Here is a 23202-nt window from a genome sequence, read left to right as displayed (position 1 = left end):
CCGTAGCAACGCCCCCCGGACCAAGCCCCCCACCCCACGCCAACGCCCCCACCTACCGATTCGAGATCGGCGACGGATCCGGCGACCGGGCCGGATCCGGCAGTGACACGCTCGCCGGAGGGAGCGCGGCCGCCCGTCCTTGGCGTGGTGGTACCGCTGTCGGGCTGCCGCGCCGGGCCGGGGTGTCGGCCAGGGCCTGCTCGTATACGGACAGCAGGGCCTCGGCGCTGCGGGTGATGTCGTAGCGCCGGACCACGGGCGGGACCGGGAGCCGGCCCGGGCCCTGGCGTCGTAGTTCCCGTAGGGCGGTGGCCAGTTCATGGACGTTGAGGCCGAAGTGGCGGGCGCCGGGGGCTTGGTCGGCGGGGAGTTCGTCGACGGCGGGGCAGCTGCCGTAGAGGACGTGCAGGCCGGATGCGAGCGCCTCCAGGACGGCCAGGCCGAACGCCTCGTCGGGGGAGGGCGAGACGAAGACGTCGATGGCCGAGAGCAGGCCGGGGATGTCCGGCCCGAAGCCCCCGGGGCCGTCGGCGGCGGCCCCAGGGACTGCCCCGTCGACCGCCCCGTCGCGCTCGCCCAGCAGATGGATCCGGTCGCCCGAGCCGAACTGCTCCGCCATCCGCCGCAGCATGTCCCGCTCCGGTCCCGCACCCGCCAACAGCAGGTGCACACCGGGTAGTTGGGTGACCGCCCGGACCAGTACGTCGAACCGTTTGCCGGGTACCAGCCGCCCGGCGCCGCCGACCACGAAGGCGTCGAGCGGCAGCCCCAGACGGGTCCGCACCAGGGCCCGCGCCGCCGGATCGAAGCCGAAGCGGTGTGCCTCGATGCCGTTGGGCACCACATGGATCCGCTGCTCCGGTACGCCCCAGCGGCGCAGCCGGGCGGCGACGGTGTCCGAGACGGCGACGGTGGCCGTCCCCAGCCGTTCGGTGGCCCGGTAGAGCGTGCGGACGCCCCGGGTCAGCCGGCGGCCCTCGATGACCGCGTCGCCCAGGGAGTGTTCGGTGGCGACCACGGCCCGTACGCCGGCCAGCCGGGCGGCGACCCGGCCGTAGACGCAGGCGCGGTAGAGGTGGGTGTGCACCAGGTCGTAGCCGCCGTCGCGGATCAGCCGGGTGAGGCGGGGGAGGGCGGTCAGGTCCCGGTTGCCGGTCATCCCGAGGTGGGTGACGGGGGTGCCGTCGGCCCGGATGCCCTCGGCGACCGGGCCCGGACTGGTCAGGGTGAGGACCTCGCAGGGCACGGGGAGCCGGCGCAGCAGCAGCCGCAGCTGCTGTTCGGCGCCGCCCACGTCGAGGTCTGTGATCACATGCAGAACCTTCACCGGATGCCTCCTGAGGTAGCGGCCGGGGTGGTGGTCCGGTCGGGGGGCAGGGCCCGGCGCCGCAGCGGATGCCGGGCGCGGTCACGGGGGCCGGGCCGGTCCCCGGCGTGGTCGCCCCGGGGGCTGCCGGGCAGGGCGGGCACCGCGGCGGTGCGGCCGGGGCGGGGCGACGGCGCGCCCGCGCTCATCTGCCCTCCAGCCGCACCACCGAGGCCACGGTGCGCAGCAGGATCAGCAGGTCCAGCCGCAGCGACCAGCTGTCGATGTAGAGGTTGTCGAAGCGGGCCCGGTCCTCGATGGAGGTGTCGCCGCGCAGCCCGTGCACCTGCGCCAGGCCGGTCATGCCCGCCGGCATCCGGTGCCGGGCGCCGTACCCGGGGCAGGTGCCGAGGAACTGCTCGACGAAGAAGGGGCGTTCCGGCCGCGGCCCGACCAGGCTCATCTCGCCGCGCAGCACGTTCCACAGCTGCGGCAGCTCGTCCAGCGAGGTGCGCCGCAGCAGCCGCCCGGTCCGGCTCATCCGGCGCTCGTCCGCCAGGCTCCAGCGCGTCGCCGCCTCGTGCGCGTCGGCCGGGTGCCAGGTGCGGAACTTCAGCAGGGTGAAGGTGCGGCCCCCGCGGCCGATCCGTTCCTGCCGGAAGAGCACGCCGGGCCCGTCGGCGAGCCGTACGGCGAGGGCGCAGCCCAGCAGCAGGGGCGCGGTGAGCACCAGCGCCGACGCGGCCAGCGTGAGGTCCAGCAGCCGCTTGCTCCGGCCGCCGTGCCGGGGCGGGGCGGTCTCCAGGCGCCGGCAGGCGAAGCCCCAGAGGTGGTCGGTGTCCGCATGCGGGGTCCGGCCCTCGTGGGCGGCCGCGGGACCGGCCAGCCAGACGGCCGAGCCCTGGTCGATGAAGCGGCGCAGCAGCGCGGCGGTGTGCGGATCGCCGTACGGCGGCAGGGTGAACACCACGTCCCGCACGGTGTGCTGGATGACGGCCCGGGTGATGTCGGCGGCGGCGCCGATCCGCGGCAGCAGCGGTCCGGCCGGGGTGAGCGCGTCCGCGGGCGCGGCGGGCGGCAGTGACGGCGGGGTGACCACCGCCACCGGGCGCAGCCCGGACTCCGGGCGGGCGTGCAGTACGGCGGCGAGCTGCCGGGCCGCCGGGTCGGTGCCGACGATCAGCGTGGCGCGCGGCCGGCGGCGGGCGGCCCGGCGGCGGGCCCGGTGGACCGCGGCCCGGCCGCCGCAGACCAGCGCGGTGTGCCCGGCCACCGCACCGGCCAGCAGGAGCGGCGGCAGCGCCTGCCCGGGGCGTACGGCGGCGAGCACCGCGGCCGCCGCGCACCAGCAGACGGCGGACCGGCCCAGCAGCGTCGGCAGTTCGGCCAGCGCCCGCGGGGCGGGGCCGGGGCGGTAGAGACCGGCGTGGGCGTGGAGCAGCAGCAGTCCCGCGAGGAGGAGAGCGAGTGCGGCCGGTGTGGCCGCGGTGCCGAGGATGAGCAGGGCGGTGGCGGCGGTGGCCAGCGTGTCGGCCGCCAGCAGCGGGGCGACGGTCCGCCGCCGTACGCCGCGGCCGGGCCGGGGCGGGGGCAGGGTCCCCGCCCCGGCCCGCGCGGCGGACGGACCGCGGCCGCCGCGCGGGGGACCGCCGGCGGGGGCGGGACCCGGGCGGCGCGGTGCGCGTCCGCGCTCTCCGTCGTCATCGGCTGATCCGCTCTCTGCTCTCCGGGCACGGCGGGAATTTCCGGGGCTCAGCGCCGGGTATCGGTCTGGACGAAGAGCGCGCCGAGCAGATATCCGGGGTCGCGGCTGGTGAAGCGGAAGGTGAGCCGGTCGCCGCCGAACCGCAGCGCGGGGGTGATGTCGAATACGTCGGAATCAAATCCGAGGGTGTTGCGGTAAGCGGGCCACCGCACCGCCGTCCGGCCGAAATCGGTGACCGTCGAATTCATCACGTCGGTCGCCGGATTGGCGGCGTCGCGCACCGTCTGCGCGGTGTGCCGGCCGGCCCGGACGGAGAGCGTGTCATTTCCGCGGCCGCGGTCGCCGTTGTATGCCACCACGCCGGCCAGGCCGTGTGAATTCGCCGGGATACGCGCTCCGGGCAGCCGCAGCGAAAGCTCCGGGCGGTCGGCGCCCAGCGCCTGGAAACCGTCCCACAGCGCGATGCTGCGCAGCGGCTGCTTTTTGTTCTCGTAAGCGGCCACCAAAGTCCAGCCGCCCCAGACACCGGTGGCGGAATGGCCCGTCGCCATATTGATCTGCGCCACGGTATAGGCGCCGCTGCTGCGCACCAGTCGGGTGACATCCGCGGACGCCTGGAATCCCTCGGCCGCGGAATGCGGGCGGTGCCCGGTCAGGGTGTCGGCGACCACCTGCCGGTACCGGCCGCCGGGCTCGGCGATCAGCACCCGGCCGTTGTTCCCGGCGGGCTGCTGGGGGCCGCCGCGCAGGCTGCCGCCCCAGTACAGCCGGGCGTAGCTCACCCGGGAACCGGCCGGGATGCGCAGGGTGGCGCTGCTGGAGTTGGCGGTGCGGGCGTCGGAGTCGACGTCGATGGCGGCCATCCGGTAGAGGCCGTTGCGGCCGGCGCCGCCCTGCTGGGCCACCGCACACGGGGTCGCGGTGCGGCCGGCCGCCGTCTTGCAGGTGACCGAGGAGTTGGCGGCGCGGGCGATACTGCCGTGCTGCGTGACGTGATAGCGCTCGGTGAAGGGAATTCGTGCGGATTCCCCGGGGCCCGGTGCGGCCACTGCCGAAGACAGTGCGGCCGACAATGCCAAGGACGCCAGCGCGCATACGACGCCGCGCCCGGTGCGGTCCATCGACTTCCGCATGTATTCCTCTCCGACTTCAATCAGTCAAACAGGAGAGCACTCTGACAGAAATCATGTTGGAAACCGTGGCAGGCACGCCGGGCCCCGGCCGGTGGCGGCCATTCAGGGGAATGCGGGAGTTCGCACCGTCCGGCTGTTACTGCCAGAAGGGCTAAGGATTTCCCGGAAGAGGGAACGCCCGCATCCCTGCCTCATTTCGCTCGTTGTGACCGGTTGCCCCATTCGCGAACTGAAAGGAGAATGGGATGAAGCGGTTTGTTACGACCGCCGCGATGACTGCGGCCAGCTGTGCCATGGTTCTGGGTGGCGCAGGCATCGCATCCGCAAACGGGGACCACGGCCGTCACGGCCGTGGCGACCACTTCAACCGTCACGACCACCGCGGGCTGTACAACCACCGCAGTGGTGCCAACGCGGCGGGCTTTGCGGCGGGTTCCCCGGGCATTCTCAGCGGCAACAATGTCCAGGTCCCGATCAACATCCCGATCAACATCTGCGGCAACAGCGTGAACGTTGCCGCGCTGCTGAACCCGGCATTCGGAAACGTCTGCCTCAATAGGTGACCCGCCCGCCGGTCCGGATGGACCTCGGACCGGCACGGGTCGTGAAGTGCAGTTGGCGGATCGCCCTGACCTCGGTCGTGGGTGGTCCGCCACTCTGCTCCGCGCCCCCGGCCCCTGGGCCTCCCGGGCGTCGCTATCGCGCTGACCAGCGGATACGGCCTCCCGGGCAGCGGCCATACTGGAGGGCATGGCGAAGAGCAGACGCGGGCGCGGCGGCCCGGAACCCGTCACCGGAACGGTGGACGGCGGGCATGCCGAGCTACGGCCCGACCGGGACCGGCCACGCGGCTGGACGCTGCTGATCGACGGCGCCCCCCAGTCCCATGTGGACCTCGACGACCCGGCATACCTGGACTTCCCCTATCAGCGGCGGCTCGGGCACATCGCCGATCTGGCCGGACCGGCCGGGAAACCGCTGCGCGTCGTCCATCTCGGCGGCGGCGCCCTGACCCTGGCCCGCTATGTCGCGGCGACCCGCGCGCGGTCCACCCAGCAGGTCGTGGAGATCGACACGGCCCTGGTCCAGCTCATCCGCCAACAGCTTCCGCTGGACAGCGGCTGGCGGATACGGGTGCGCGGCGGCGACGCCCGCGCCGGTCTCGCGAAGGTCCCGGACGGCTGGGCGGACCTGATCATCGCCGATGTCTTCGCCGGGGCCCGTACGCCCGCGCATCTGACCAGCACCGAATTCGTGACGGAGGTCCACCGGGCGCTGCGGCCCGGCGGGTTCTACGCGGCGAATCTCGCCGACGGGCCGCCGCTGCGGTTTCTGCGCGGCCAGATCGCCACCGTACGCACGGTCTTCCCCGAGCTGTGCCTGACCGCCGACCCGGCCGTCCTGCGCGGCAAGCGCTTCGGCAACGCCGTGCTGCTGGCCGCCGAGGCGGAGCTGCCCGTCGCCGAACTGACCCGGCGGGCGGCGACCGATCCCCAGTCCGGCCGGGTCGAACACGGCCGCGCGCTGCTGGACTTCACCGCCGGCGCGGCCCCGGTCACCGACGCCACCGCCACCGCCTCGCCCGCCCCGCCGGCCGACGTCTTCGACTGACGGCCTACGGGCCCGCGACTCGGCTCAGGTCGCCTGATCGCTGGTCTGCACCGTCGGCGGATGGCCGTTCCAGGTGCAGATCACGGACGTATGGGAGCCGCCGCCGGTGAAGTCGACCCGCAGCCACCCCACCTGCTTCCACACCTGCATCTCCCAGCCGGGGTTCGGCGTCGCCGACACCAGCTCGGCGGACCGCTCGTCCATGTCGAGGACCACCCGGCCGCCCGCCGTGGCGTAGCTCTTGACCTGGCCGTCGGAGGCCGGGGCGGTGCCGCCCGGCGGGCCGCTGTCCGGGTGCCGCGGGCGGGCGGAGCCGGAGTGCGACGGCGTGGCGGAATCGCCGGGCGGCGTACCGCGGGTGGGCGAGGAGGACGGTCTGGGGCGGTGCGTGGAGGAGACCCGTGGGGTGGCGCCGTCGTCCGGCTGCCGTTCCGAGGCCACTTGGCCGGTGAGTGGCAGGGCGCGCGGCGCGTCGTAGGCCGTACCGGACAGCACGGTGTGCACCCCGAACCACGACAGGGTGACCGCGGCGCCGGTCGCCAGCGTCCAGGCCGCCGCGTGAACCAGTCCTCGTTGCATCGGGCTCATAGTGCACCACCGTGCCGTCCGTGCGCAGCCCGCCCCCGGCACCGTGGACCGGATCGCTCCGCTGTCAACAACGGGCCGGGACCCGCCCTCGAATGGCGTACGGTGCCGCCCATGGCAAGTGTGCTCGTGGTCGAGGACGACCAGTTCGTACGCTCGGCCCTCATCCGGCATCTGACCGAGGCCTCCCACACGGTACGCAGTGTCGGTACCGCTCTGGAGGCGCTGCGCGAGGTGGCACACGTCGGCTTCGACGTCGTCATCCTCGACCTCGGGCTGCCCGATCTGGACGGGGGCGAGGCGCTCAAGATGCTTCGTGGCATCACCGACGTACCAGTGATCATCGCCACAGCCCGGGACGACGAGGCCGATATCGTCCGGCTGTTGAACGACGGCGCCGACGACTACCTCACCAAGCCGTTCTCCGTCGAGCATCTCTCGGCCCGGATGGCGGCCGTGCTGCGCCGCTCCCGGGCCACCGGCGCGGAACCGCCCTCACGGGTCATCCGGGTCGGCGGCCTGTCCATCGACCCGCTGCGCCGGCAGGCCGAACTGGACGGCGTCGTCCTCGACCTGACCCGCAGGGAGTTCGACCTGCTGGCCTTCCTCGCCGGCCGGCCGGGTGTCGTCGTGCCCCGCAGGGAACTCCTCGCCGAGGTCTGGCAGCAGTCCTACGGCGACGACCAGACCATCGACGTCCATCTGTCCTGGCTGCGCCGCAAACTGGGTGAAACCGCCGCGCGGCCCCGCTACTTGCACACCCTGCGGGGTGTCGGGGTGAAGCTGGAGCCGCCGCGGTGAGATGGGCCCTGGTCAAGGTGGCGCTGGCGGTCACCGCGATGGTCGTGGTCGCCTTCGCCGTCCCCCTCGGGCTGGTCGTCAAGGAACTGGCCCGCGACCGCGCCTACTCCAATGCCGAGCGGCAGGCCGCCACCATCGGCCCGGTCCTCGCCATCACCACCGACCGCACCCAGCTGGAGCGCGCCGTCGCCAGCGCCGAGACCGGCTCCGGCGGCCGGATCGGCGTCCACGTCCCGGCGAGCGGCAAGAACGGCCGGCCCGCCGAGATCGGCTCCCGGCGCGCCCCGCATGCCGATGTGGCGGCCGCCGCCAAGCTGGGCCGGGCGTCCATCTCACCGGTCTCCGGCGGCTCCTCGCTCCTCCAGCCGACCGCGGTCGCCGCCGGTATCGCCGTCGTCGAGGTGTTCGTCCCCGACGAGGCGCTGACCAGGGGCGTCGCCACCTCCTGGCTGGTGCTGGCCGGTGTCGGCCTGGCGCTGGTCATCGGCTCGGTCGCGGTCGCCGACCGGCTGGGCACCCGCATGGTGCGGCCCGCCGAACGGCTGGCCGGAGCCGCCCACGACCTCGGCAAGGGCAGGCTCGGCGTCCGCGTCCTGGAGGACGGCCCCAAGGAACTGCGGTCCGCGGCCAGCGCGTTCAACGCCATGGCCGATCAGGTCGTCCAACTGCTCGCCAACGAACGGGAGCTGGCCGCCGACCTCTCGCACCGGCTGCGCACCCCGCTGACCGTGCTGCGGCTCAACGCCGCCTCGCTCGGCGACTCCCCGGCCGCCGAGCAGACCCGGTCCGCCGTCGAGCAGCTGGAGCGCGAGGTCGACCAGATCATCCGCACCGCCCGCGAGCAGAAGGCCCAGACCCAGCAGGCGGCCGCCGCGGCCGGCTGTGACGCCGCCGAGGTGATCCACGAGCGGATGGCGTTCTGGTCGGCGCTCGCCGAGGACGAGGGCCGCACCGTACGCATCGCCGGCGCGGACCGCCCCGTACGCCTCCCCGTCGCCCGCCCCGACCTCGCCGCCGCCCTGGACGCGATGCTCGGCAACGTCTTCCGGCACACCCCCGAGGGCACCGCGTTCGCGGTCGACGTCCACAACGCGGAGGAGGCGGTGATCGTGCTGGTCTCGGACGCCGGGCCGGGCATCGCCGACCCGGACGCCGCACTGCGCCGCGGCTGGTCGGGCGGGGGCGGTTGGGGGCACCGCCCAGCGGTAGCTGGGGGAGGCTCGACCGGCCTCGGGCTGGACATCGTGCGCCGGCTGGCCGAGTCCACCGGTGGCGATGTCCGCATCGGCCGCTCGGTGCTCGGCGGTACCGAGGTACGCGTCTGGCTGGCCCTGGACGGCGGGCGCGCCCCGCACGGCGGACGGCGCGCCCACCGGCTGCGCCGCACGCTCCACACCCGGAGGCGCCGGGGCGCGCGCACCGGGACCTGAGCGGGGCACCGGCCGGGCGCCCCGCCGGGCATGTGCCAGGGGCTCTTAACCACCCCCTTCCGCTGCCTTAAGGCCGCCATAATTCCACCAACTGCCGGTCCATTCCCGGCATTTGTCCGTTTCGCTGTCGCTAGCGTGCGGGACGCACCACGGTGCACTCCCTCCCCCCTCATGTGACGACAGGCAGGCACGAGATGACTTCCTCGGTACACCGCCGGCGCAAGAGCCGCACCACCAAGCTGATCGTGACCGGTGCGGCCGCCGCGGTCGCGGCCGGCGGCGCCTTCGCCGTCGCCGGTTCCGCCCTGGCCGCCAAGGCACCGCGGACGGGCGGCCCCACCGCGAAGGCGGCGGCCGGCTTCGCCCCGTACGTCGACACCTCGCTCAGCCCCGCCTACGACCTGGTCGGCACCGCCAAGAAGACCGGCGTGAAGACCTTCACCCTGGCCTTCGTCACCTCCGGCGGCGGCTGTGTGCCGAAGTGGGGCGGCTCCGGCGAGCTGGGCGACGACGCGGTGGCCCGGCAGATCCCGGCGCTGCGCGCGGCCGGCGGCGACGTCCGGGTCTCCTTCGGCGGCGCCAACGGCTCCGAGCTCGGAGTGGCCTGCGGCTCCACGGGCGAGCTGGCCGCCGCCTACGGCAAGGTCATCGACCGGTTCAAGCTCACCAAGGCCGACTTCGACATCGAGGGCGGCGCCCTGCCGGACACCGCCGCCAACACCCGCCGCGCCCAGGCCATCAACCGGCTCCAGAAGAAGCACCCCGGCCTCGACGTCTCCTTCACCCTGCCGGTCATGCCCGAGGGCCTGACCCAGGACGGGGTGAACCTGCTCGCCGACGCCAAGAAGAACGGCGTCAAGATCTCCGCCGTCAACGTCATGGCGATGGACTACGGCCCCGCCTACAGCGGCGACATGGGCACCTACGCCACCCAGGCCGCCACCGCCACCCAGGGCCAGCTCAAGAAGGCCCTCGGCCTGAGCGACGCGGCCGCCTGGAAGACCGTGGCCGTGACCCCGATGATCGGCGTCAACGACGTCCAGAACGAGGTCTTCCGCCGCGGCGACGCCACCCAGCTGGTGAAGTTCGCCCGGACCAAGCACCTGGCCTGGCTGTCGATGTGGTCCTCGACCCGGGACCAGGCCTGCCCCGGCGGCACCGGCAACACCGCGCAGCCGACCTGTAGTTCCATCGAGCAGAAGCCGCTGGACTTCACCAGGGCCTTCGGCGCGTACAAGGGCTGACCCCCACCGGCGGTCCGCCCCCACGGACCGTCCGTCCCCAGGCCGGGGCGCAGCGGGCTCCCCCTACCCGCTGCGCCCCGCCGTCTTCTCCCTACGGCGCGCCCTCGGGGCTGTCATGCGCACGATCGGCCGCGTGAGGCAGGCGGCACTCTCGGCAACCTCGTGAAGATCATCGCGAGCCCTCAGCGCCCGAGTGCGATCACCGGCACCATCCTCGCCCCGGCCCCGGCCCCCGGCCCCCGGCCCCCGGCCCCTTATATGGGCGGCCGGCCGGCACCGGACAAACGCCAAGGCCCCCGACCTGAGGTCGGGGGCCTTGAAGTGGGGTGAGTAACGGGACTTGAACCCGCGACTTCCTGGACCACAACCAGGTGCTCTACCAGCTGAGCTATACCCACCATGACCGGTGCTGTGTGGTTCTTTTTCCCCACCGGCTGAGGAAAAGTGTACAGGGTCCGGAGGGGTGCTCGCGCCCAGGTTTTGTATCCCGGGCCCGAGGGCGTGTCGTGCGGGTCACGGTGGACCCGTGGGCACCCGCACGACACGCGCCCTGTGGCTCGCTACGGCGTGGACTGCGGCTCAGCGGGAAGGACGTGCTTGGCGGCGATGGCCTTCGCGGTGTCCGAGTCGGGGCCGGGCTGCGGCACGAAGACCGCCTCCCGGTAGTAGCGCAGTTCCGCGATGGATTCACGGATGTCCGCCAGCGCCCGGTGGTTGCCGTTTTTGTCCGGACTGTTGAAGTAGGCCCGCGGGAACCAGCGCCGGGCCAGTTCCTTCACGGACGAGACATCGACGATCCGGTAGTGGAGGTAGCTCTCCAGCGTCGGCATGTCGCGCAGCAGGAAGCCACGGTCGGTGCCCACGGAATTGCCGCACAGCGGCGCCTTCCCCGGGTCCGGCACATGCTGCTTGATGTACGCAAGCACCTGCGCCTCCGCCGCCTCCAGCGTCGTACCGCTGTCGAGCTCCTCCAGCAGCCCGGAGGCGGTGTGCATCTGGCGCACCACCTCCGGCATGGTGCCGAGCGCCTCGGCCGGAGGGCGGATCACCACATCCACCCCGTCGCCCAGCACATTCAGCTCCGAGTCGGTGACCAGGGCGGCCACCTCGATGAGCGCGTCATTCGCCAGCGAGAGTCCGGTCATCTCGCAGTCGATCCACACCATGCGATCGTTCATACATCTCACCCTACGGGGCGCTCCCGCTGTCCGGGCAGCACGGGGCGGCCCGGACCCCGGCCGACCGGGGATTCCGGCAGCCGGGAGGCGTAGACGTCCGACTGCGGTTTGCCCGCTTCGGCCGCTTCCGCGGTCGCCAGCCCGTGGCCGGCCAGCGCGGCGGCGGCGTACCGCTCCCCGCTGCCCGCGCCGAGCATCGCCCGCTCCCGCTCCGGCCGCTCGGCACGCTCCGGTCTGAGCGCGGGCTCGGGTCCCCCGTTCTGCGGCCGGCGCGCGCGGTAGGCCGCACGGTAGGCCGCGGGCGAGGCGCCCAGCTGCCGCCGGAAGTGGCCGCGCAGGGCGACCGGCGAGCGGAAGCCGCAGCGCCCGGCGACCTCGTCCACCGAATAGTCGGAGGTCTCCAGCAGCCGCTGGGCCTGGAGCACCCGCTGGGTGATCAGCCACTGGAGCGGGGCGCTGCCGGTCAGCGAGCGGAAGCGCCGGTCGAAGGTGCGCCGGCTCATGTACGCACGCGCGGCCAGCGTCTCCACGTCGAACTGCTCGTGGAGATGCTCCAGCGCCCAGGCGACGACCTCGGCGAGCGGGTCGGCGCCGATCTCTTCAGGTAATGACCTGTCCAGGTAGCGCTGGTGCCCCATGTCGGACGCGGTCCGGCGGGGCGGCACGACGAGCCGGCGGGCCAGCGCGTTCGCGGCGTCCGCGCCGTGGTCGGTGCGCACGATGTGCAGACACAGGTCGATACCGGCCGCCGTTCCCGCGGACGTGAGCACATCGCCGTCGTCGACGAAGAGCTCGCGGGGATCCACATGGACGGACGGGTAACGCTTGGCGAGCGTCGGTGCGTACATCCAGTGAGTGGTGGCCGGGCGGCCGTCGAGCAGTCCGGCCGCGGCGAGGACGAACGCCCCCGTGCACAGCCCGACGATTCTGGCCCCTTCTTCATGCGCGCGGCGCAGCGCGTCGAGCGCGGCGGGCGGCGGGGCCTGGGTGATGGATCGCCAGGCCGGTACGACGACCGTCCCGGCACGGGAGATCGCCTCCAGCCCGTAGGGGGCGGATAGTTCGAGCCCCCCGGTCGTGCGCAAAGGCGCATCTTCGCCCGCGCACACAAGCAGCCGGTACCGCGGAACGCCTGCGTCCTGTCGGTCGATGCCGAAGACCGAGAGCGGAATGGAGCTCTCGAAAATGGGGCCGCCGCTGAAGAGGAGCACCGCGACTATTTCGCGGCGTCGTCGGGCGGCGAGCTTGCGTGCGGCATCTGGTACGGCAGCGGAGTCCTGGCTCATGGCACTTAAGCCCCCCTCGGTCGTCTCGCCCTCTCGGTCCTGCACAGTTCCCCCGCCATTGCTACCAAGATCGAATCTACTGTGTTCCGTGAGGATGGAGTGCCAAGTTCACCACCCGCTGGTATGTCGATATGGCAACTTGGCGCGAAGCATTCGATCACGAAGCGTTCCACTCGTCGGGCCTACATGGGAAGTACGCGTCTCGGCTCTGCCCGTTCGCAGTAGGGCACAACCATGCCCAGCGGTCCTTTCCTCCCTGCTCACACCAGGGTTGAGGGGTGCCACGGGCAAGGTGTGGACCTCGGCCGGAAGTTGGCTGAAAACGGTCGCGCGCAGACTTGCAGGCGCCTCAATCGACCGGCGTACGCCCTTAGGAGTGCCGACCGCCCCCGTGCACTGTTGTCCCTGAACGTCCGTTTCTGTCCCGGTGCCGTCCGACCTCGCGCACGCGGACCCGGGCGGCGGTCCGTTCGGAATGCCGCAACAGCGCGCGACAGGCGCAGGTCACCGCGGCCAGACCGGCGGCGGCACCGGCCGCACCGGCCCAGGAGGCGCCGCTGAAGATCAGGACGAAGGGCACCAGGGCGCAGCTGAACGCGCCCCAGCGCACCACATCGGTCACTGGGTCGGGTGATCTGTCGGACGGCAACGGCACCGCGCACTCCCCTCGGACGGGCTGCTACTACAACGCGGCCGACGATCATGGGTCACCGCGAGGGGTACGTACGGGGGCAGGCCGGGGCATTGCCATCCGCGCCACGCTCCGGCATGCTCCGGGGAACGTTCGAGGCCCCACTCACCTCGCACGGGCGCTGCGCGTCCGTGGCGGGCTCTGGGCAGCGGGGGAGTGGCGCCGTACTCTTGGGGTATCGGGTTGGGAAGATGATTCCCAGTCGTATCGTTCCTCTTTGAACTATGGCTCCCGCACTTCGGGCGAGTCAGCTCAGTCAACTGCCGGATCAAGTCAATCGCCGTTCCCCGTTCGCCCCTCCGCAAGAGGACGTCCTCGCCGAGACACCAATGGCCGGTCACGAAATCCCCGAACCCGCGGACCGCAAGCAGGTCGCCGATCCCCTGGCGGACCTCGAAGCGGCGGAAAAGACACGCCACTCCTGCGACCCCGCCTTCCGGCACGGCGTCGTGGTCGGCTTCGACGGCTCCATGTCGAGCGAGCGCGCGTTGGCGTATGCAATCGGTATGGCCCGGCGCCTGGGCTCCGGTTTGATCATCGTCCATGTGGCCAACCGGCTGCCGACGACCGTCTGGGCGGGCTGTGAGCCCCCCGTCTTCGTGGACGTGCCGGATCACCGCACCGAAGTGCTCGGCCTGGAGCTGGCCTGCGCGGATCACCTCACCGAGGTGCCCTGGATCCTCGTCGAGCGCGGCGGGGACATCTGCCACGAGCTGGAGGAGGTCGGCCGGGAGTACGAGGCCGACGCGATCGTGGTCGGCTCCACGCACGGCATCGTCGGCCGGATCTTCGGCTCGGTGGCCGGCCGGCTGGCCCGCCGGGCACAGCGCCCGGTGATCGTGATTCCCTGACGCACCCTCGGTGCGGCCCCGTCCCGTGGTGGGCGCTCAACTCCCCGTGCTGCGCCGCCTCTTCACGCGATCTTTCTCCCCGTCATGCACACAGGTGCGGGGGCGGCATGAGGATTGTGCGCAGCCGCACTTCCGCTGCCGCGGCAAGGTGAATCGGGCGTCCGCGAGGGGTAGGAAAACGTCACGTGGGCGCGCCGCATCACGGGCCCGGCGGCCGCGCGCACGGCAATTTCGTGCTGCCGGCCGGGAGGTGACGGCTCCCGGGGCGGTGGCATCCCGCCGGCGTATGGGCGACGCCGGCGAAGGGGAGGCGGCGGCTCCGCGCGCTGGTGGCACGCGCGGAGCCGCCTGGGCGGGTTACTCCACCGTGACGGACTTCGCCAGGTTGCGCGGCTTGTCGATGTCGCGGCCCAGGGCCAAGGCCGTGTGGTAGGCGAGCAGTTGGAGCGGGATGCCCATCAGGATCGGGTCCAGCTCGGGCTCGTTCTTCGGCACGACGATGGTGTGGTCGGCCTTCTCCTGCTCCTGGTGCGCGACGGCCAGGATGCGGCCGCTGCGGGCCTTGATCTCCTCCAGCGCGGCGCGGTTCTTCTCCAGCAGGTCGTCGTCCGGGACGATCGCCACGGTCGGCATCGCGGGCTCGATGAGGGCCAGCGGGCCGTGCTTGAGCTCGGAGGCCGGGTAGGCCTCGGCGTGGATGTAGGAGACCTCCTTGAGCTTCAGGGAGGCCTCACGGGCCACGGGGTAGCCGCGCACCCGGCCGATGAACATCATCGACTTGGCGTCCGCGTAGGCGGCGGACAGCTTCTTGATGTCCTCCTCGCCCTTGAGGATCTCGTCGATCTGCGCGGGCAGCTTGCGCAGGCCCTCGATGATCCGCTTGCCGTCCGCGACCGACAGGTCACGGATCCGGCCCAGGTGCAGGGCGAGCAGCGCGAAGGACACCACCATGTTGGTGAAGCACTTGGTGGAGACCACGCAGACCTCGGGGCCGGCGTGCACGTAGATGCCGCCGTCGGTCTCCCGGGCGATCGCCGAGCCGACCACGTTCACCAGGCCCAGGACCCGGGCGCCCTTGCGCTTGAGCTCCTGGACGGCCGCCAGCACGTCGTAGGTCTCGCCGGACTGGGAGACCGCCACGTACAGCGTGTCGGGGTCCACGACCGGGTTGCGGTAGCGGAACTCGGAGGCCGGCTCGGCATCCGAGGGGATACGGGCCAGCTCCTCGATCATCTGCGCGCCGATCTGGCCCGCGTGGTACGAGGTGCCGCAGCCCAGGATCTTCACCCGGCGCACCCCGCGCGCCTCACGGGCGTCGAGGTTCAGGCCGCCGAGGTGCACCGTGGAGAAACGGTCGTCGATCCGGCCGCGCAGCGCGCGGTCCACCGCGTCCGCCTGCTCGGAGATCTCCTTGTGCATGTACGTGTCGTGGCCGCCCAGGTCGTACGACTCGGCCGCGTACTCGACGGTCTCCGGAGCGGACGTGGTCCGCGAGCCCTCGGTGGTGTACGTGCGGTAGTCGTCGGCCTTGAGGGTGGCCATCTCGCCGTCGTCGAGGGTGACGACCTGGCGGGTGTGCGAGACCAGCGCGGCGACGTCGGAGGAGACGAACATCTCGTGCTCGCCGATGCCGAGGACGACCGGGGAGCCGTTGCGGGCCACCACGATGCGGTCGGGGAAGTCGGCGTGCAGCACGGCGATGCCGTAGGTGCCCTCGATGTGCCGCAGCGCCTCGCGGACCCGCTCCTCCAGCTTCTCGGCCGTGGAGCGGCCGATGAGGTGGGCCAGCACCTCGGTGTCGGTCTCGGAAGCGAAGACGACGCCGTCGGCGGTCAGCCGGGCGCGCAGGTCGGAGGCGTTGTCGATGATGCCGTTGTGGACGACCGCGACCTTGCCCTCGGTGTCCCGGTGCGGGTGGGCGTTCTCGTCGGTCGGCGCGCCGTGGGTGGCCCAGCGGGTGTGCGCGATGCCGGTGGAGCCCGCGAAGCGCTTGGGCAGCCGGGACTCCAGCTCACGGACCCGGCCCTTGGCCTTGGCGGTCTTCAGGCCGCCCGTGGCCTTGCCGGTGCCCTTGGCGTGGATGGCGATGCCCGCGGAGTCGTAACCCCGGTACTCCAGGCGCTGAAGGCCCTCGAGGAGCAGCGGGGCGACATCACGTTTGCCGATGTATCCAACGATCCCGCACATACAGTGACCCTCCCAGTAAAGCGTTGTGGCAATGGTGCGTGCTGCCCGGCGTCCCGGGCGTGGCCGTCAGCCGTAGACGATGCGGCGCAGCTGGCGGGGCGAGAGCTCCGGCGGGGCCACGGCGCGGTGCGGCATCTCGTGGCCGATCCGTTCGAAGATCGCCTCGTTGCGCAGTCCCTGGGACTGGAGCTCCCGATGGCGGCGGCGGACGAATTCCTCCGTGGTCTCGTCGAAGTACGCGAGCACGTCCAGCACCACCCGGGCGGCCTCACCGCGCTGAAGCGGTGTGCTGCGCACCAGGTGGTCGACCAGGTCTTCGTGCGGCGCTTCAGCGCTGCGGTGACGGCGTTCGAGCACCCGTAGATACTGCGGGGCGGCGCGGGGAATGGCAAGAAATCTGCCCGCTATCGGGCACGTCCCCGATTTGGGGGCTCGAAAGTGGTCTGAACCTTGACCGGAATCGAGGCTCACGGTACGCATGGTCACCGTTCGGTCGCTCCATGCCATGCACCACGCCATGCACGAGGTTCGCCGAAGGGACCGTCGATGAGACGACGCAGACTGCTGTTCTCGCTGCTGCTGGTCGCGGCGGCGGGGCTGGGGACCGCCGCCGTACCGCCGCAGGGCGCCGCCGGGGCCGCTCCCCGGGCCGCCACCCCGCTGGACCGGGTGATCCCGGCGCCCGCGTCCGTACGCGGCGGCGGGGAGGCGTACACCCTCGGTGACCGCACCCGGATCCGGGTGCCCGGCGGCTCCGGGGAGGCCAAGCGGATCGCCGGCTATCTGGCGGGGCTGCTGCGGCCCGCCACCGGCCTCGCCCTCCCCGTCACGACCAAGGACGGCCGGGACGGCATCGTCCTGCGGCTCGGCGGCAGCGGCACCGGCGGGCTGGGCGCCGAGGGCTACCGGCTGACCTCCGACGGCCGTGCGGTCACCCTCAGCGCCGCCCGCCCCGCCGGGCTCTTCCACGGCGTGCAGACCCTGCGCCAGCTGCTGCCCGCCGACCTGGAGCAGCAGCGGGCCCGGCGCGGGCCCTGGCGGATCGCCGGGGGCACCATCGCCGACTCCCCGCGCTACGGCTACCGGGGCGCGATGCTCGATGTCTCCCGGCACTTCTTCACCGTGGCGCAGGTCAAGCGGTACATCGACCAGCTCGCCATGTACAAGATCAACAAGCTGCATCTGCATCTCTCGGACGACCAGGGCTGGCGGATCGCCATCAAGTCCTGGCCGCGCCTGGCGACCTACGGCGGCTCCACCCAGGTCGGCGGCGGACGCGGCGGCTACTACACCAAGGACGACTACCGCGAGATCGTCCGCTACGCCGCGGCCCGCTATCTGACCGTCGTCCCGGAGATCGACATGCCGGGCCACACCAACGCCGCGCTGGCCTCCTACGCCCCGCTCAACTGCAACGGCCAGGCACCGCCGCTCTATACCGGCACCCAGGTCGGCTTCAGCTCCCTGTGCGTGCCCAAGCAGGAGACCTACGACTTCGTGGACGACGTCATCCGCGAGCTCGCGGCCCTGACACCCGGCCGCTCCCTGCACATCGGGGGCGACGAGGCGCACTCCACCAGCCATGCGGACTATGTGGCCTTCATGGACAAGGTGCAGCCGGTGGTCGCCAAATACGGCAAGACCGTGGTCGGCTGGCACCAGCTGACCGGGGCGCACCCGGCCAAGGGCGCCGTCGCGCAGTACTGGGGCTACGACAAGACCGGCGCGGCGGAGCGGCAGCAGGTCGCCGACGCCGCCCGGAACGGCACCCGGCTGATCCTCTCGCCCGCCGACCGTGCCTACCTCGACATGAAGTACGACAAGGACACACCGCTGGGCCTGTCCTGGGCGGGCTATGTGGACGTCAGGCGCTCCTACGACTGGGACCCGGGCCGCTACCTCGACGGCGCGCCCGCGGGCTCCGTCCTCGGCGTGGAGGCGCCCCTGTGGTCCGAGACGCTCTCCACCTCCGCGCACATCGAGTACATGGCCTTCCCGCGGCTGCCCGGCATCGCCGAGCTGGGCTGGTCCCCGGCGAGCACCCATGACTGGGACGACTACAAGGTCCGGCTGGCCGCCCAGGGGCCGCGCTGGGACGCGCTGGGCATCAACTACTACCGCGCGCCGGAGGTGCCCTGGCCGGCGCGCTGACACGGCCGTGCCGGGCGTCGTGGGACGCCCGGCACGGACCGCGGAGTTCTCATACCCGGTCGGCGGCGATCATCAGGTACTGGAAGCTGCCGTTGCGGTACGCGGTCAGGAAGGTGTCCTCGATCCCCGTGACCAGGTGGTCGGCCTCCCGGCGCAGTTCCCAGTACGGGAGCGCGGCCGCCGTCAGGTCCTCGACGTGCACGGGGACCAGCCGGTTGCGGGCCATGGCGCGGAAGTATGCCGACCGCGGGTGGATATCGCAGATGTAGTGGGCGTTGATGAGGGACACCTCGCGGGAGGCGCGCCCGTAGGCGTCGTTGTAGCAGCCGGTGATCACCACATAGCGGCCACCGCGCCGCAGCAGCCGGGCGTGCTCGGCGAACAGCAGGTCCAGCTCGACGTACATGCTCGACTCGTTGTTCCAGGACGCCGCGTACGCGCCGGTGGTGAAGCCGGTGTCGAGCATATTGCGGTGGTGGTAGCGCACCTTGTCGTCGACACCGCGCTTGCGGGCCTGCGCGTTGGCGAAATCGGCCTGCTTGGCGGAGATGGTGGCGCCGTCGGTGTGGCAGCCGTAGCGCAGATTCGCGACCACGCTGCCGCCGCCGCGGCCGCACCCGGCGTCGAAGACGCGGTCGGTGGGGGAGACGTCGCCCAGGTGGGAGGCGAGCAGCTCGGCCTGGGCGTGTTCCAGGCGGTGCAGTTCACCGGTGACCCGGTCCCGGCGCCGGCCGGGGTCCGGCTCGTTCAGCACCGACCGGTCGGCGTCCCCGATGCCGTAGTGATGGTGGTACAGGTCGTCGATCTTGCCGAGTTCGAGGTTGACCGGGTTTTCCTCGGCGTTCCAGTAGTCCGCGACCCGGGACTGGTACGTGGACTGGGTCGGCACCGGGGTGCGGGCGGTGTCGGCGTGAGCGATGGTCAACGGTGGCTCCTTGCTCTGGTGCGCGGATCGGTCTACCAGTAGTTGGGCAGCTGGTAGCGGTCGGTGTTGGTGGCGTGCCACTCGTGGTTGCCGGACACCCAGTCGGCGAGGCTCCGGACGTAGCGTTCGAGGAGGGGCGAGGTGGCCGACAGCGGGGCCGACTCCGTCTCGAACGCCGCCATGACCTGGTTGTGGATCTCGACGCTCTTCAAGTAGGCGTCCTTCAGGCCGCGTTGGTCGTTCGCGGCCACCACTTGCGGCAGGTTCAGATGGTGCGGGTCACTCGCCAGCTCCCTGGTGAAGGAGTACAGGTCGTTGACGATGGTCGTGGCGTTGCACGCCAGAGCGGTGACCCGCTGGACCTCGGGGCGGGCGTAGAGCGCCTCGGGCAGTTCGTAGCCGTCCACCGCGTCGACGATGGACAGACAGGGGCGGAAGTTGTTGAACTGCCGCATGACGAGGTACTCCCAGACCCGCGGCGCATGCCGGGTCTCCGCCCAGGCGGCCTCGGCGAGATAGCCGAGGTGCAGCCGGGCGATGTCCTGGACGAACCGGTCGGTCTGGCTGGGGGTGGCGAGCGCCGCGTAGTCCTTCAGCGCCCAGTGGTACGAGCGCAGCGGCCCGTCGGCCTGCACACCGTGGCGCCACTCCTCCTCCAGCTCGGGGGTGGCGTGCAGCGGATCGAGGGCCGACTGGGCCATGATCAGGCGGCCGCCCAGGCCGCGGTGCGCGCCGCCCTTGCCCTCGTCCTCCTCGCAGTAGCAGTTGTCGACGATGTTCTCGGCCAGCAGCAGCTTGCCCGCGGCGGTGAGGCGTTCGAGGTCGGCGGCGCCGGGATGCTGGAGGACGACCGCCCGGCCGAACTGGAACTCCGTGAAGTCCCCGGTCCACTGCGCGGGGAACAGGTCCAGCCGGCGGGCCCAGGCCTCCAGCCTGCGGTCGATCTCCGCGGCCTTCTCCGGGTCGGCGGGGGCGGCGGGCCGGAACCGCAGCCCGGGGACGGCGCCTCCGGGGCGGCGGGTCCGCAGAGTGCGGGCGAGGTTCGGCGGGCCGGGCATCGACCACGTGGCGGCGGTGTTCGGGGGGGTGCTCATGGTGAGGGACTCCACCTGGTCAGTCGGCACTCCGGCCGATCTGGACGTTCTCCAGGACTCCGACGGCGTCGGGCACGAGGATGGCCAGCGAGTAGTAGGCGGTGACGAGGTAGTTGATGACCGCGGACGGGTCGATGCCCATGAACCGGACGTTCAGACCGGGCTGGTACTCCTCGGGGATGCCGGTCTGGTGCAGGCCGACGACTCCCTGGTCCGCCTCGCCGGTACGCAGCGCGAGGATGCTGCTGGTGTGGCTGTCGCTGATCGGGATCTTGCCGCAGGGGAAGATCGGGACCCCGCGCCAGGCGGGCACCTCGTGCCCGTCGACGTTCGCCGTGCCCGGCACCAGACCGCGCTTGTTGCACTGCCGGAAGAAGGCGGCGATCGCCTTCGGATGGGCCAGGAACAGCCGGGTCTTGCGGCGCATGGACAACAGCTCGTCCATGTCGTCGGGGGTGGGCGGGCCGGTGTAGGTGCTGATCCGCTGGCCGTAGTCGGCGTTGTGCAGCAGGCCGAACTCCCGGTTGTTGACCATCTCCCACTCCTGGCGCTCGCGGATCTCCTCCACGGTGAGCCGGAGTTGCTGCTGCGTCTGGTCCATGGGGTCGTTGTAGAGATCGGCGACCCGGCTGTGGACCCGCAGCACGGTCTGGGTCAGGGAGAGCTCGTACTCGCGCGGGGCGAGGTCGTAGTCGACGAAGCCGGACGACAGCGTCGGCTCGCCGACGTGCCCCGCCCGCACCGGCACCTCCGCCTCGCCCTTGCGGTTCATGGGGCGCTGCTGCTGCTCCGCGTACGCCGTCAGGTGGGCGGCCAGGGACGGCACCCGGTCGGTGAACTCCCGGACCACGTCCCAGGGCAGCACCATCAGCACGCCCGCCGTCTCGGCCCGGACCGAGCTCAGCCACCGCGGGTCGGGCCGGCCGATCGCCTCGTCCCCCATCTGGTCGCCGTCCGTGACGACGCCGATGACCTCCTCGTCGCCGTATTTGCCGGCCGTGTAGCGGGCGAAACGGCCGTGGACGACGAGATACGCCTCGGTGGTGGGCTGCCCGGCCTCGAAGAGCATCTGGCCGGCCCGGACCTCGCGGACCCGGAAGCGGCCGGCCAGCTCCTTGAGGACCTCGGTGTCGGGGTAGCCGCGCAGGGCGGGCAGTTCGGTGAGGGTCTGCGGGATGACTCTGATGTCGTCCGCGCCGTTCTGCTCGAACTGGACCCGGCCCCGGCCGACGCGGAGCTGGAGGCGCCGGTTGACCCGGTAGGCGCCGCCCTTGACGTCCACCCAGGGCAGCGTCTTCAGCAGCCACCGCGAGGTGATGGCCTGCATCTGGGGCTCGGACTTGGTGGTGGTCGCCAGTTGGCGCGCGGCCTGGGTGCCGAGGCTGGTGGGCGCGCTGTCGGCGGGTGGTGCGAGAGCGGGCTCTTCGGTGGTGGAACCGGTGACGCCGTCCGGTACGGACACTTTCCCTCCCGGGACATGAACAGACGTGAGCAAAGCGGCCGGTGGTGAGCAAAGCGGCCGCGTGCAGGAGCAAGCCAAACAGGAGGGACGGCTGTGGCGGTACGGCGTGAAAGGGGGCGACCTCGCATCCAAGAGGCATAAACCTCCAGGCGTTGCAGACGGATCATGGTTGTGCGCCCGCACGCCCTCCCGCCGCCGCATGCTCCGGACGCACCGGGGTACAGGCGCGGCCGCGCACAGCGGCGGCCGAGCGCCGGGCGGACGAGCGGTCGGACGGGGGCAGCGCCGGCGGGCGCCGGGGCGGGCGGGAACACCCGGCGCAGAAAAACGGCGGCCCGGTCGCCTGATGCGACCGGACCGCCCACCTCTCACGTCACCGGGCCATGCCCGGAAGGACGCTCTAGACCACGCCCAACTCCCGGGCGATCAGCATCCGCTGGACCTCGCTGGTGCCCTCGCCGATCTCCAGGATCTTGGCGTCCCGCCACATCCGGGCGACCGGGTACTCGTTCATGAAGCCGTAGCCGCCGTGGATCTGGGTGGCCTCGCGGGCGTTGTCCACCGCGATCTCGGACGAGTAGAGCTTGGCGAGCGCGGCCTCCTTCTTGAAGGGTTCGCCGTGCACCAGCTTGGACGCGGCATGGCGCCAGGACAGCCGGGAGGTGTGCGCGCGCATCTCCATGTCGGCGAGCTTGAACTGGATCGCCTGGTTGGTGCCGATGGCGCGGCCGAAGGCGTGCCGCTCCTTGGCGTAGCGCACCGACTCGTCCACACAGCCCTGCGCCAGGCCGGTGGCCAGCGCCGCGATGGCGATCCGGCCCTCGTCGAGGATCCGCAGGAACTGGGCGTAGCCGCGGCCCTCCTCGCCCAGCAGGTTGGCGGCCGGGACCCGGACGTCGGAGAACGACAGCTCGCGGGTGTCGGAGGCGTTCCAGCCGACCTTGGAGTACGGCGCGCCGACGGTGAAGCCCGGGGTGCCGGAGGGCACGATGATCGAGGAGATCAGCGGGGAGCCGTCGTCCTTGCGGCCGGTGACGGCGGTGACCGTGACCAGGCCGGTGATGTCCGTACCGGAGTTGGTGATGAAGCACTTGCTGCCGTTGATCACCCAGTCCCCGCCGTCGCGCACGGCGGTGGTGCGGGTCGCCCCGGCGTCCGAGCCGCCGTCCGGTTCGGTGAGGCCGAAGGCGCCGAGCATCTCACCGCTGCACAGCTTGGGCAGCCACGCGCGCTTCTGCTCCTCCGTACCGAAGTGGTAGACGGGCATGGCGCCCAGGGAGACGCCCGCCTCCAGGGTGATGGCCACCGAGGAGTCGACCCGGGCCAGCTCCTCCAGGGCGATGCCGAGGGCGAGGTAGTCGCCGCCCATCCCGCCGTACTCCTCGGGGAACGGCAGGCCGAACAGGCCCATCCGGCCCATTTCCTGCACGATCTCGTACGGGAACGCGTGCTGCTCGTAGTACTCGCCGATCTTGGGGGCGACGACGTCGTGTGCGAACGCCTCGACCGTGCGCCGGAGTTCTTCCAGCTCGTCGGGCAGGCGGTGGTCCAGGGACATGAGG

General features: G+C 72.0%; 21 protein-coding genes, 1 tRNA gene and 1 pseudogene. 8 read left to right on the top strand and 15 right to left on the bottom strand.

Features of this window, described 5'->3' with window-relative positions; all coding sequences use genetic code 11:
* Positions 1-52: 52 nt before the first annotated feature.
* The 3 genes from QT196_RS14650 to QT196_RS14640 are packed head-to-tail and all read right to left on the bottom strand — an operon-like array spanning position 53 to position 2747.
* A complete protein-coding gene (locus QT196_RS14650) occupies positions 53-1327 on the bottom strand; it encodes a glycosyltransferase (protein WP_266731178.1) in 1275 nt (424 codons plus the stop codon).
* Entirely contained in the window at positions 1324-1515 is a 192-nt protein-coding gene (locus QT196_RS14645; RefSeq protein WP_168479233.1) for a hypothetical protein, read from the bottom strand. Before QT196_RS14645 ends, QT196_RS14650 begins: the two co-directional genes overlap by 4 nt.
* Entirely contained in the window at positions 1512-2747 is a 1236-nt protein-coding gene (locus QT196_RS14640; protein WP_356948501.1) for an exopolysaccharide biosynthesis polyprenyl glycosylphosphotransferase, read from the bottom strand. Before QT196_RS14640 ends, QT196_RS14645 begins: the two co-directional genes overlap by 4 nt.
* Here QT196_RS14640 and QT196_RS39380 point away from each other — a divergent pair.
* The gene (locus QT196_RS39380; RefSeq protein WP_356948471.1) at positions 2739-3017 is read left to right on the top strand and encodes a hypothetical protein; all 279 of its coding nucleotides are present in this window, start codon (positions 2739-2741) and stop codon (positions 3015-3017) included. The genes QT196_RS14640 and QT196_RS39380 overlap by 9 nt on opposite strands.
* A gap of 41 nt (positions 3018-3058) precedes the next feature.
* Here the strand turns inward: QT196_RS39380 and QT196_RS14635 are convergent, their stop codons facing one another.
* The gene (locus QT196_RS14635) at positions 3059-4144 is read right to left on the bottom strand and encodes a hypothetical protein (RefSeq protein WP_290355039.1); all 1086 of its coding nucleotides are present in this window, start codon (positions 4142-4144) and stop codon (positions 3059-3061) included.
* Between the two features lie 245 nt (positions 4145-4389).
* Here QT196_RS14635 and QT196_RS14630 point away from each other — a divergent pair, with 245 nt between their 5' ends.
* Both QT196_RS14630 and QT196_RS14625 read left to right on the top strand, forming a co-directional pair.
* Complete coding sequence (locus QT196_RS14630) at positions 4390-4707, top strand: chaplin (protein WP_168479231.1); 318 nt, start codon at positions 4390-4392, stop codon at positions 4705-4707.
* Positions 4708-4894: 187 nt separating this feature from the next.
* Positions 4895-5755 (top strand): fused MFS/spermidine synthase, encoded by an 861-nt coding sequence (locus tag QT196_RS14625; protein WP_168479230.1) that lies wholly within the window; start codon positions 4895-4897, stop codon positions 5753-5755.
* A gap of 24 nt (positions 5756-5779) precedes the next feature.
* Here the strand turns inward: QT196_RS14625 and QT196_RS14620 are convergent, their stop codons facing one another.
* Positions 5780-6334 carry a hypothetical protein gene (locus QT196_RS14620; protein WP_290355038.1) on the bottom strand — a complete coding sequence of 185 codons (555 nt, stop codon included), beginning with the start codon at positions 6332-6334 and terminating at the stop codon, positions 5780-5782.
* A gap of 120 nt (positions 6335-6454) precedes the next feature.
* On the opposite strand from QT196_RS14620, the gene QT196_RS14615 reads away from it, so the two are divergent.
* The 3 genes and pseudogenes from QT196_RS14615 to QT196_RS14605 form a co-directional block, all read left to right on the top strand.
* Positions 6455-7141 (top strand): response regulator transcription factor, encoded by a 687-nt coding sequence (locus QT196_RS14615; RefSeq protein WP_168479228.1) that lies wholly within the window; start codon positions 6455-6457, stop codon positions 7139-7141.
* A complete protein-coding gene (locus QT196_RS14610; RefSeq protein ID WP_290355037.1) occupies positions 7138-8571 on the top strand; it encodes a HAMP domain-containing sensor histidine kinase in 1434 nt (477 codons plus the stop codon). The genes QT196_RS14615 and QT196_RS14610 overlap by 4 nt, the downstream gene beginning before the upstream one ends.
* Positions 8572-8918: 347 nt before the next feature.
* Positions 8919-9815 (top strand): annotated as a pseudogene (locus tag QT196_RS14605) (chitinase); the annotation flags it as partial.
* A gap of 322 nt (positions 9816-10137) precedes the next feature.
* Here QT196_RS14605 and QT196_RS14600 read toward each other — a convergent pair.
* The 4 genes from QT196_RS14600 to QT196_RS14585 form a co-directional block, all read right to left on the bottom strand.
* Positions 10138-10213 (bottom strand) — tRNA-His (locus QT196_RS14600).
* A 162-nt stretch (positions 10214-10375) separates the two neighbouring features.
* Positions 10376-10993, bottom strand: coding sequence for an oligoribonuclease (gene orn / locus QT196_RS14595; RefSeq protein WP_085928481.1), 618 nt, complete (start codon positions 10991-10993; stop codon positions 10376-10378).
* A gap of 5 nt (positions 10994-10998) precedes the next feature.
* Positions 10999-12279 carry a helix-turn-helix domain-containing protein gene (locus QT196_RS14590; RefSeq protein ID WP_266731164.1) on the bottom strand — a complete coding sequence of 427 codons (1281 nt, stop codon included), beginning with the start codon at positions 12277-12279 and terminating at the stop codon, positions 10999-11001.
* 370 nt (positions 12280-12649) lie between these two features.
* On the bottom strand, positions 12650-12901 hold the full coding sequence (locus QT196_RS14585) for a hypothetical protein (protein WP_168483749.1): 252 nt from the start codon (positions 12899-12901) through the stop codon (positions 12650-12652).
* Positions 12902-13299: 398 nt separating this feature from the next.
* Between QT196_RS14585 and QT196_RS14580 the strand changes: the two genes are divergently transcribed.
* Positions 13300-13821: a universal stress protein gene (locus QT196_RS14580; RefSeq protein ID WP_093646379.1), complete on the top strand. Its 522-nt coding sequence runs from the start codon at positions 13300-13302 to the stop codon at positions 13819-13821.
* Positions 13822-14178: 357 nt separating this feature from the next.
* Here the strand turns inward: QT196_RS14580 and glmS are convergent, their stop codons facing one another.
* Complete coding sequence (gene glmS, locus QT196_RS14575; protein ID WP_168479226.1) at positions 14179-16008, bottom strand: glutamine--fructose-6-phosphate transaminase (isomerizing); 1830 nt, start codon at positions 16006-16008, stop codon at positions 14179-14181.
* A 66-nt stretch (positions 16009-16074) separates the two neighbouring features.
* Positions 16075-16365 (bottom strand): hypothetical protein, encoded by a 291-nt coding sequence (locus tag QT196_RS14570; RefSeq protein ID WP_168479225.1) that lies wholly within the window; start codon positions 16363-16365, stop codon positions 16075-16077.
* 189 nt (positions 16366-16554) lie between these two features.
* Between QT196_RS14570 and QT196_RS14565 the strand changes: the two genes are divergently transcribed.
* Complete coding sequence (locus QT196_RS14565) at positions 16555-18159, top strand: beta-N-acetylhexosaminidase (RefSeq protein ID WP_168479224.1); 1605 nt, start codon at positions 16555-16557, stop codon at positions 18157-18159.
* A 49-nt stretch (positions 18160-18208) separates the two neighbouring features.
* Here the strand turns inward: QT196_RS14565 and QT196_RS14560 are convergent, their stop codons facing one another.
* The 4 genes from QT196_RS14560 to QT196_RS14545 form a co-directional block, all read right to left on the bottom strand.
* On the bottom strand, positions 18209-19084 hold the full coding sequence (locus QT196_RS14560) for a geranyl diphosphate 2-C-methyltransferase (RefSeq protein WP_168479223.1): 876 nt from the start codon (positions 19082-19084) through the stop codon (positions 18209-18211).
* 32 nt (positions 19085-19116) lie between these two features.
* Positions 19117-20178 (bottom strand): family 2 encapsulin nanocompartment cargo protein terpene cyclase, encoded by a 1062-nt coding sequence (locus tag QT196_RS14555; protein WP_290355036.1) that lies wholly within the window; start codon positions 20176-20178, stop codon positions 19117-19119.
* 19 nt (positions 20179-20197) lie between these two features.
* Positions 20198-21640 (bottom strand): family 2B encapsulin nanocompartment shell protein, encoded by a 1443-nt coding sequence (locus QT196_RS14550; RefSeq protein ID WP_290355035.1) that lies wholly within the window; start codon positions 21638-21640, stop codon positions 20198-20200.
* Positions 21641-22040: 400 nt separating this feature from the next.
* Entirely contained in the window at positions 22041-23198 is a 1158-nt protein-coding gene (locus QT196_RS14545) for an acyl-CoA dehydrogenase family protein (protein ID WP_266731160.1), read from the bottom strand.
* Positions 23199-23202: the final 4 nt, after the last annotated feature.

This window comes from Streptomyces sp. P9-2B-2 (assembly GCF_030406865.1).
Classification (GTDB): Bacteria; Actinomycetota; Actinomycetes; order Streptomycetales; family Streptomycetaceae; genus Streptomyces; species Streptomyces platensis.
The sequence above is the reverse complement of the archived record's forward strand: the minus strand, read 5'-3'. Positions and strand labels throughout refer to the sequence as shown.

Bases quoted from the DNA above. Each gene is read 5' to 3' on its own strand.
- QT196_RS14580 (WP_093646379.1), top strand. From the start codon at position 13,300: ATGGCCGGTCACGAAATCCCCGAACCCGCGGACCGCAAGCAGGTCGCC.
- orn (WP_085928481.1), bottom strand. From the start codon at position 10,993: ATGAACGATCGCATGGTGTGGATCGACTGCGAGATGACCGGACTCTCG.
- QT196_RS14620 (WP_290355038.1), bottom strand. From the start codon at position 6,334: ATGCAACGAGGACTGGTTCACGCGGCGGCCTGGACGCTGGCGACCGGC.
- QT196_RS14615 (WP_168479228.1), top strand. From the start codon at position 6,455: ATGGCAAGTGTGCTCGTGGTCGAGGACGACCAGTTCGTACGCTCGGCC.
- QT196_RS14630 (WP_168479231.1), top strand. From the start codon at position 4,390: ATGAAGCGGTTTGTTACGACCGCCGCGATGACTGCGGCCAGCTGTGCC.
- QT196_RS14625 (WP_168479230.1), top strand. From the start codon at position 4,895: ATGGCGAAGAGCAGACGCGGGCGCGGCGGCCCGGAACCCGTCACCGGA.
- QT196_RS14545 (WP_266731160.1), bottom strand. From the start codon at position 23,198: ATGTCCCTGGACCACCGCCTGCCCGACGAGCTGGAAGAACTCCGGCGC.
- QT196_RS14565 (WP_168479224.1), top strand. From the start codon at position 16,555: ATGAGACGACGCAGACTGCTGTTCTCGCTGCTGCTGGTCGCGGCGGCG.
- QT196_RS14555 (WP_290355036.1), bottom strand. From the start codon at position 20,178: ATGAGCACCCCCCCGAACACCGCCGCCACGTGGTCGATGCCCGGCCCG.
- QT196_RS14645 (WP_168479233.1), bottom strand. From the start codon at position 1,515: ATGAGCGCGGGCGCGCCGTCGCCCCGCCCCGGCCGCACCGCCGCGGTG.
- glmS (WP_168479226.1), bottom strand. From the start codon at position 16,008: ATGTGCGGGATCGTTGGATACATCGGCAAACGTGATGTCGCCCCGCTG.
- QT196_RS14635 (WP_290355039.1), bottom strand. From the start codon at position 4,144: ATGCGGAAGTCGATGGACCGCACCGGGCGCGGCGTCGTATGCGCGCTG.
- QT196_RS14590 (WP_266731164.1), bottom strand. From the start codon at position 12,279: ATGAGCCAGGACTCCGCTGCCGTACCAGATGCCGCACGCAAGCTCGCC.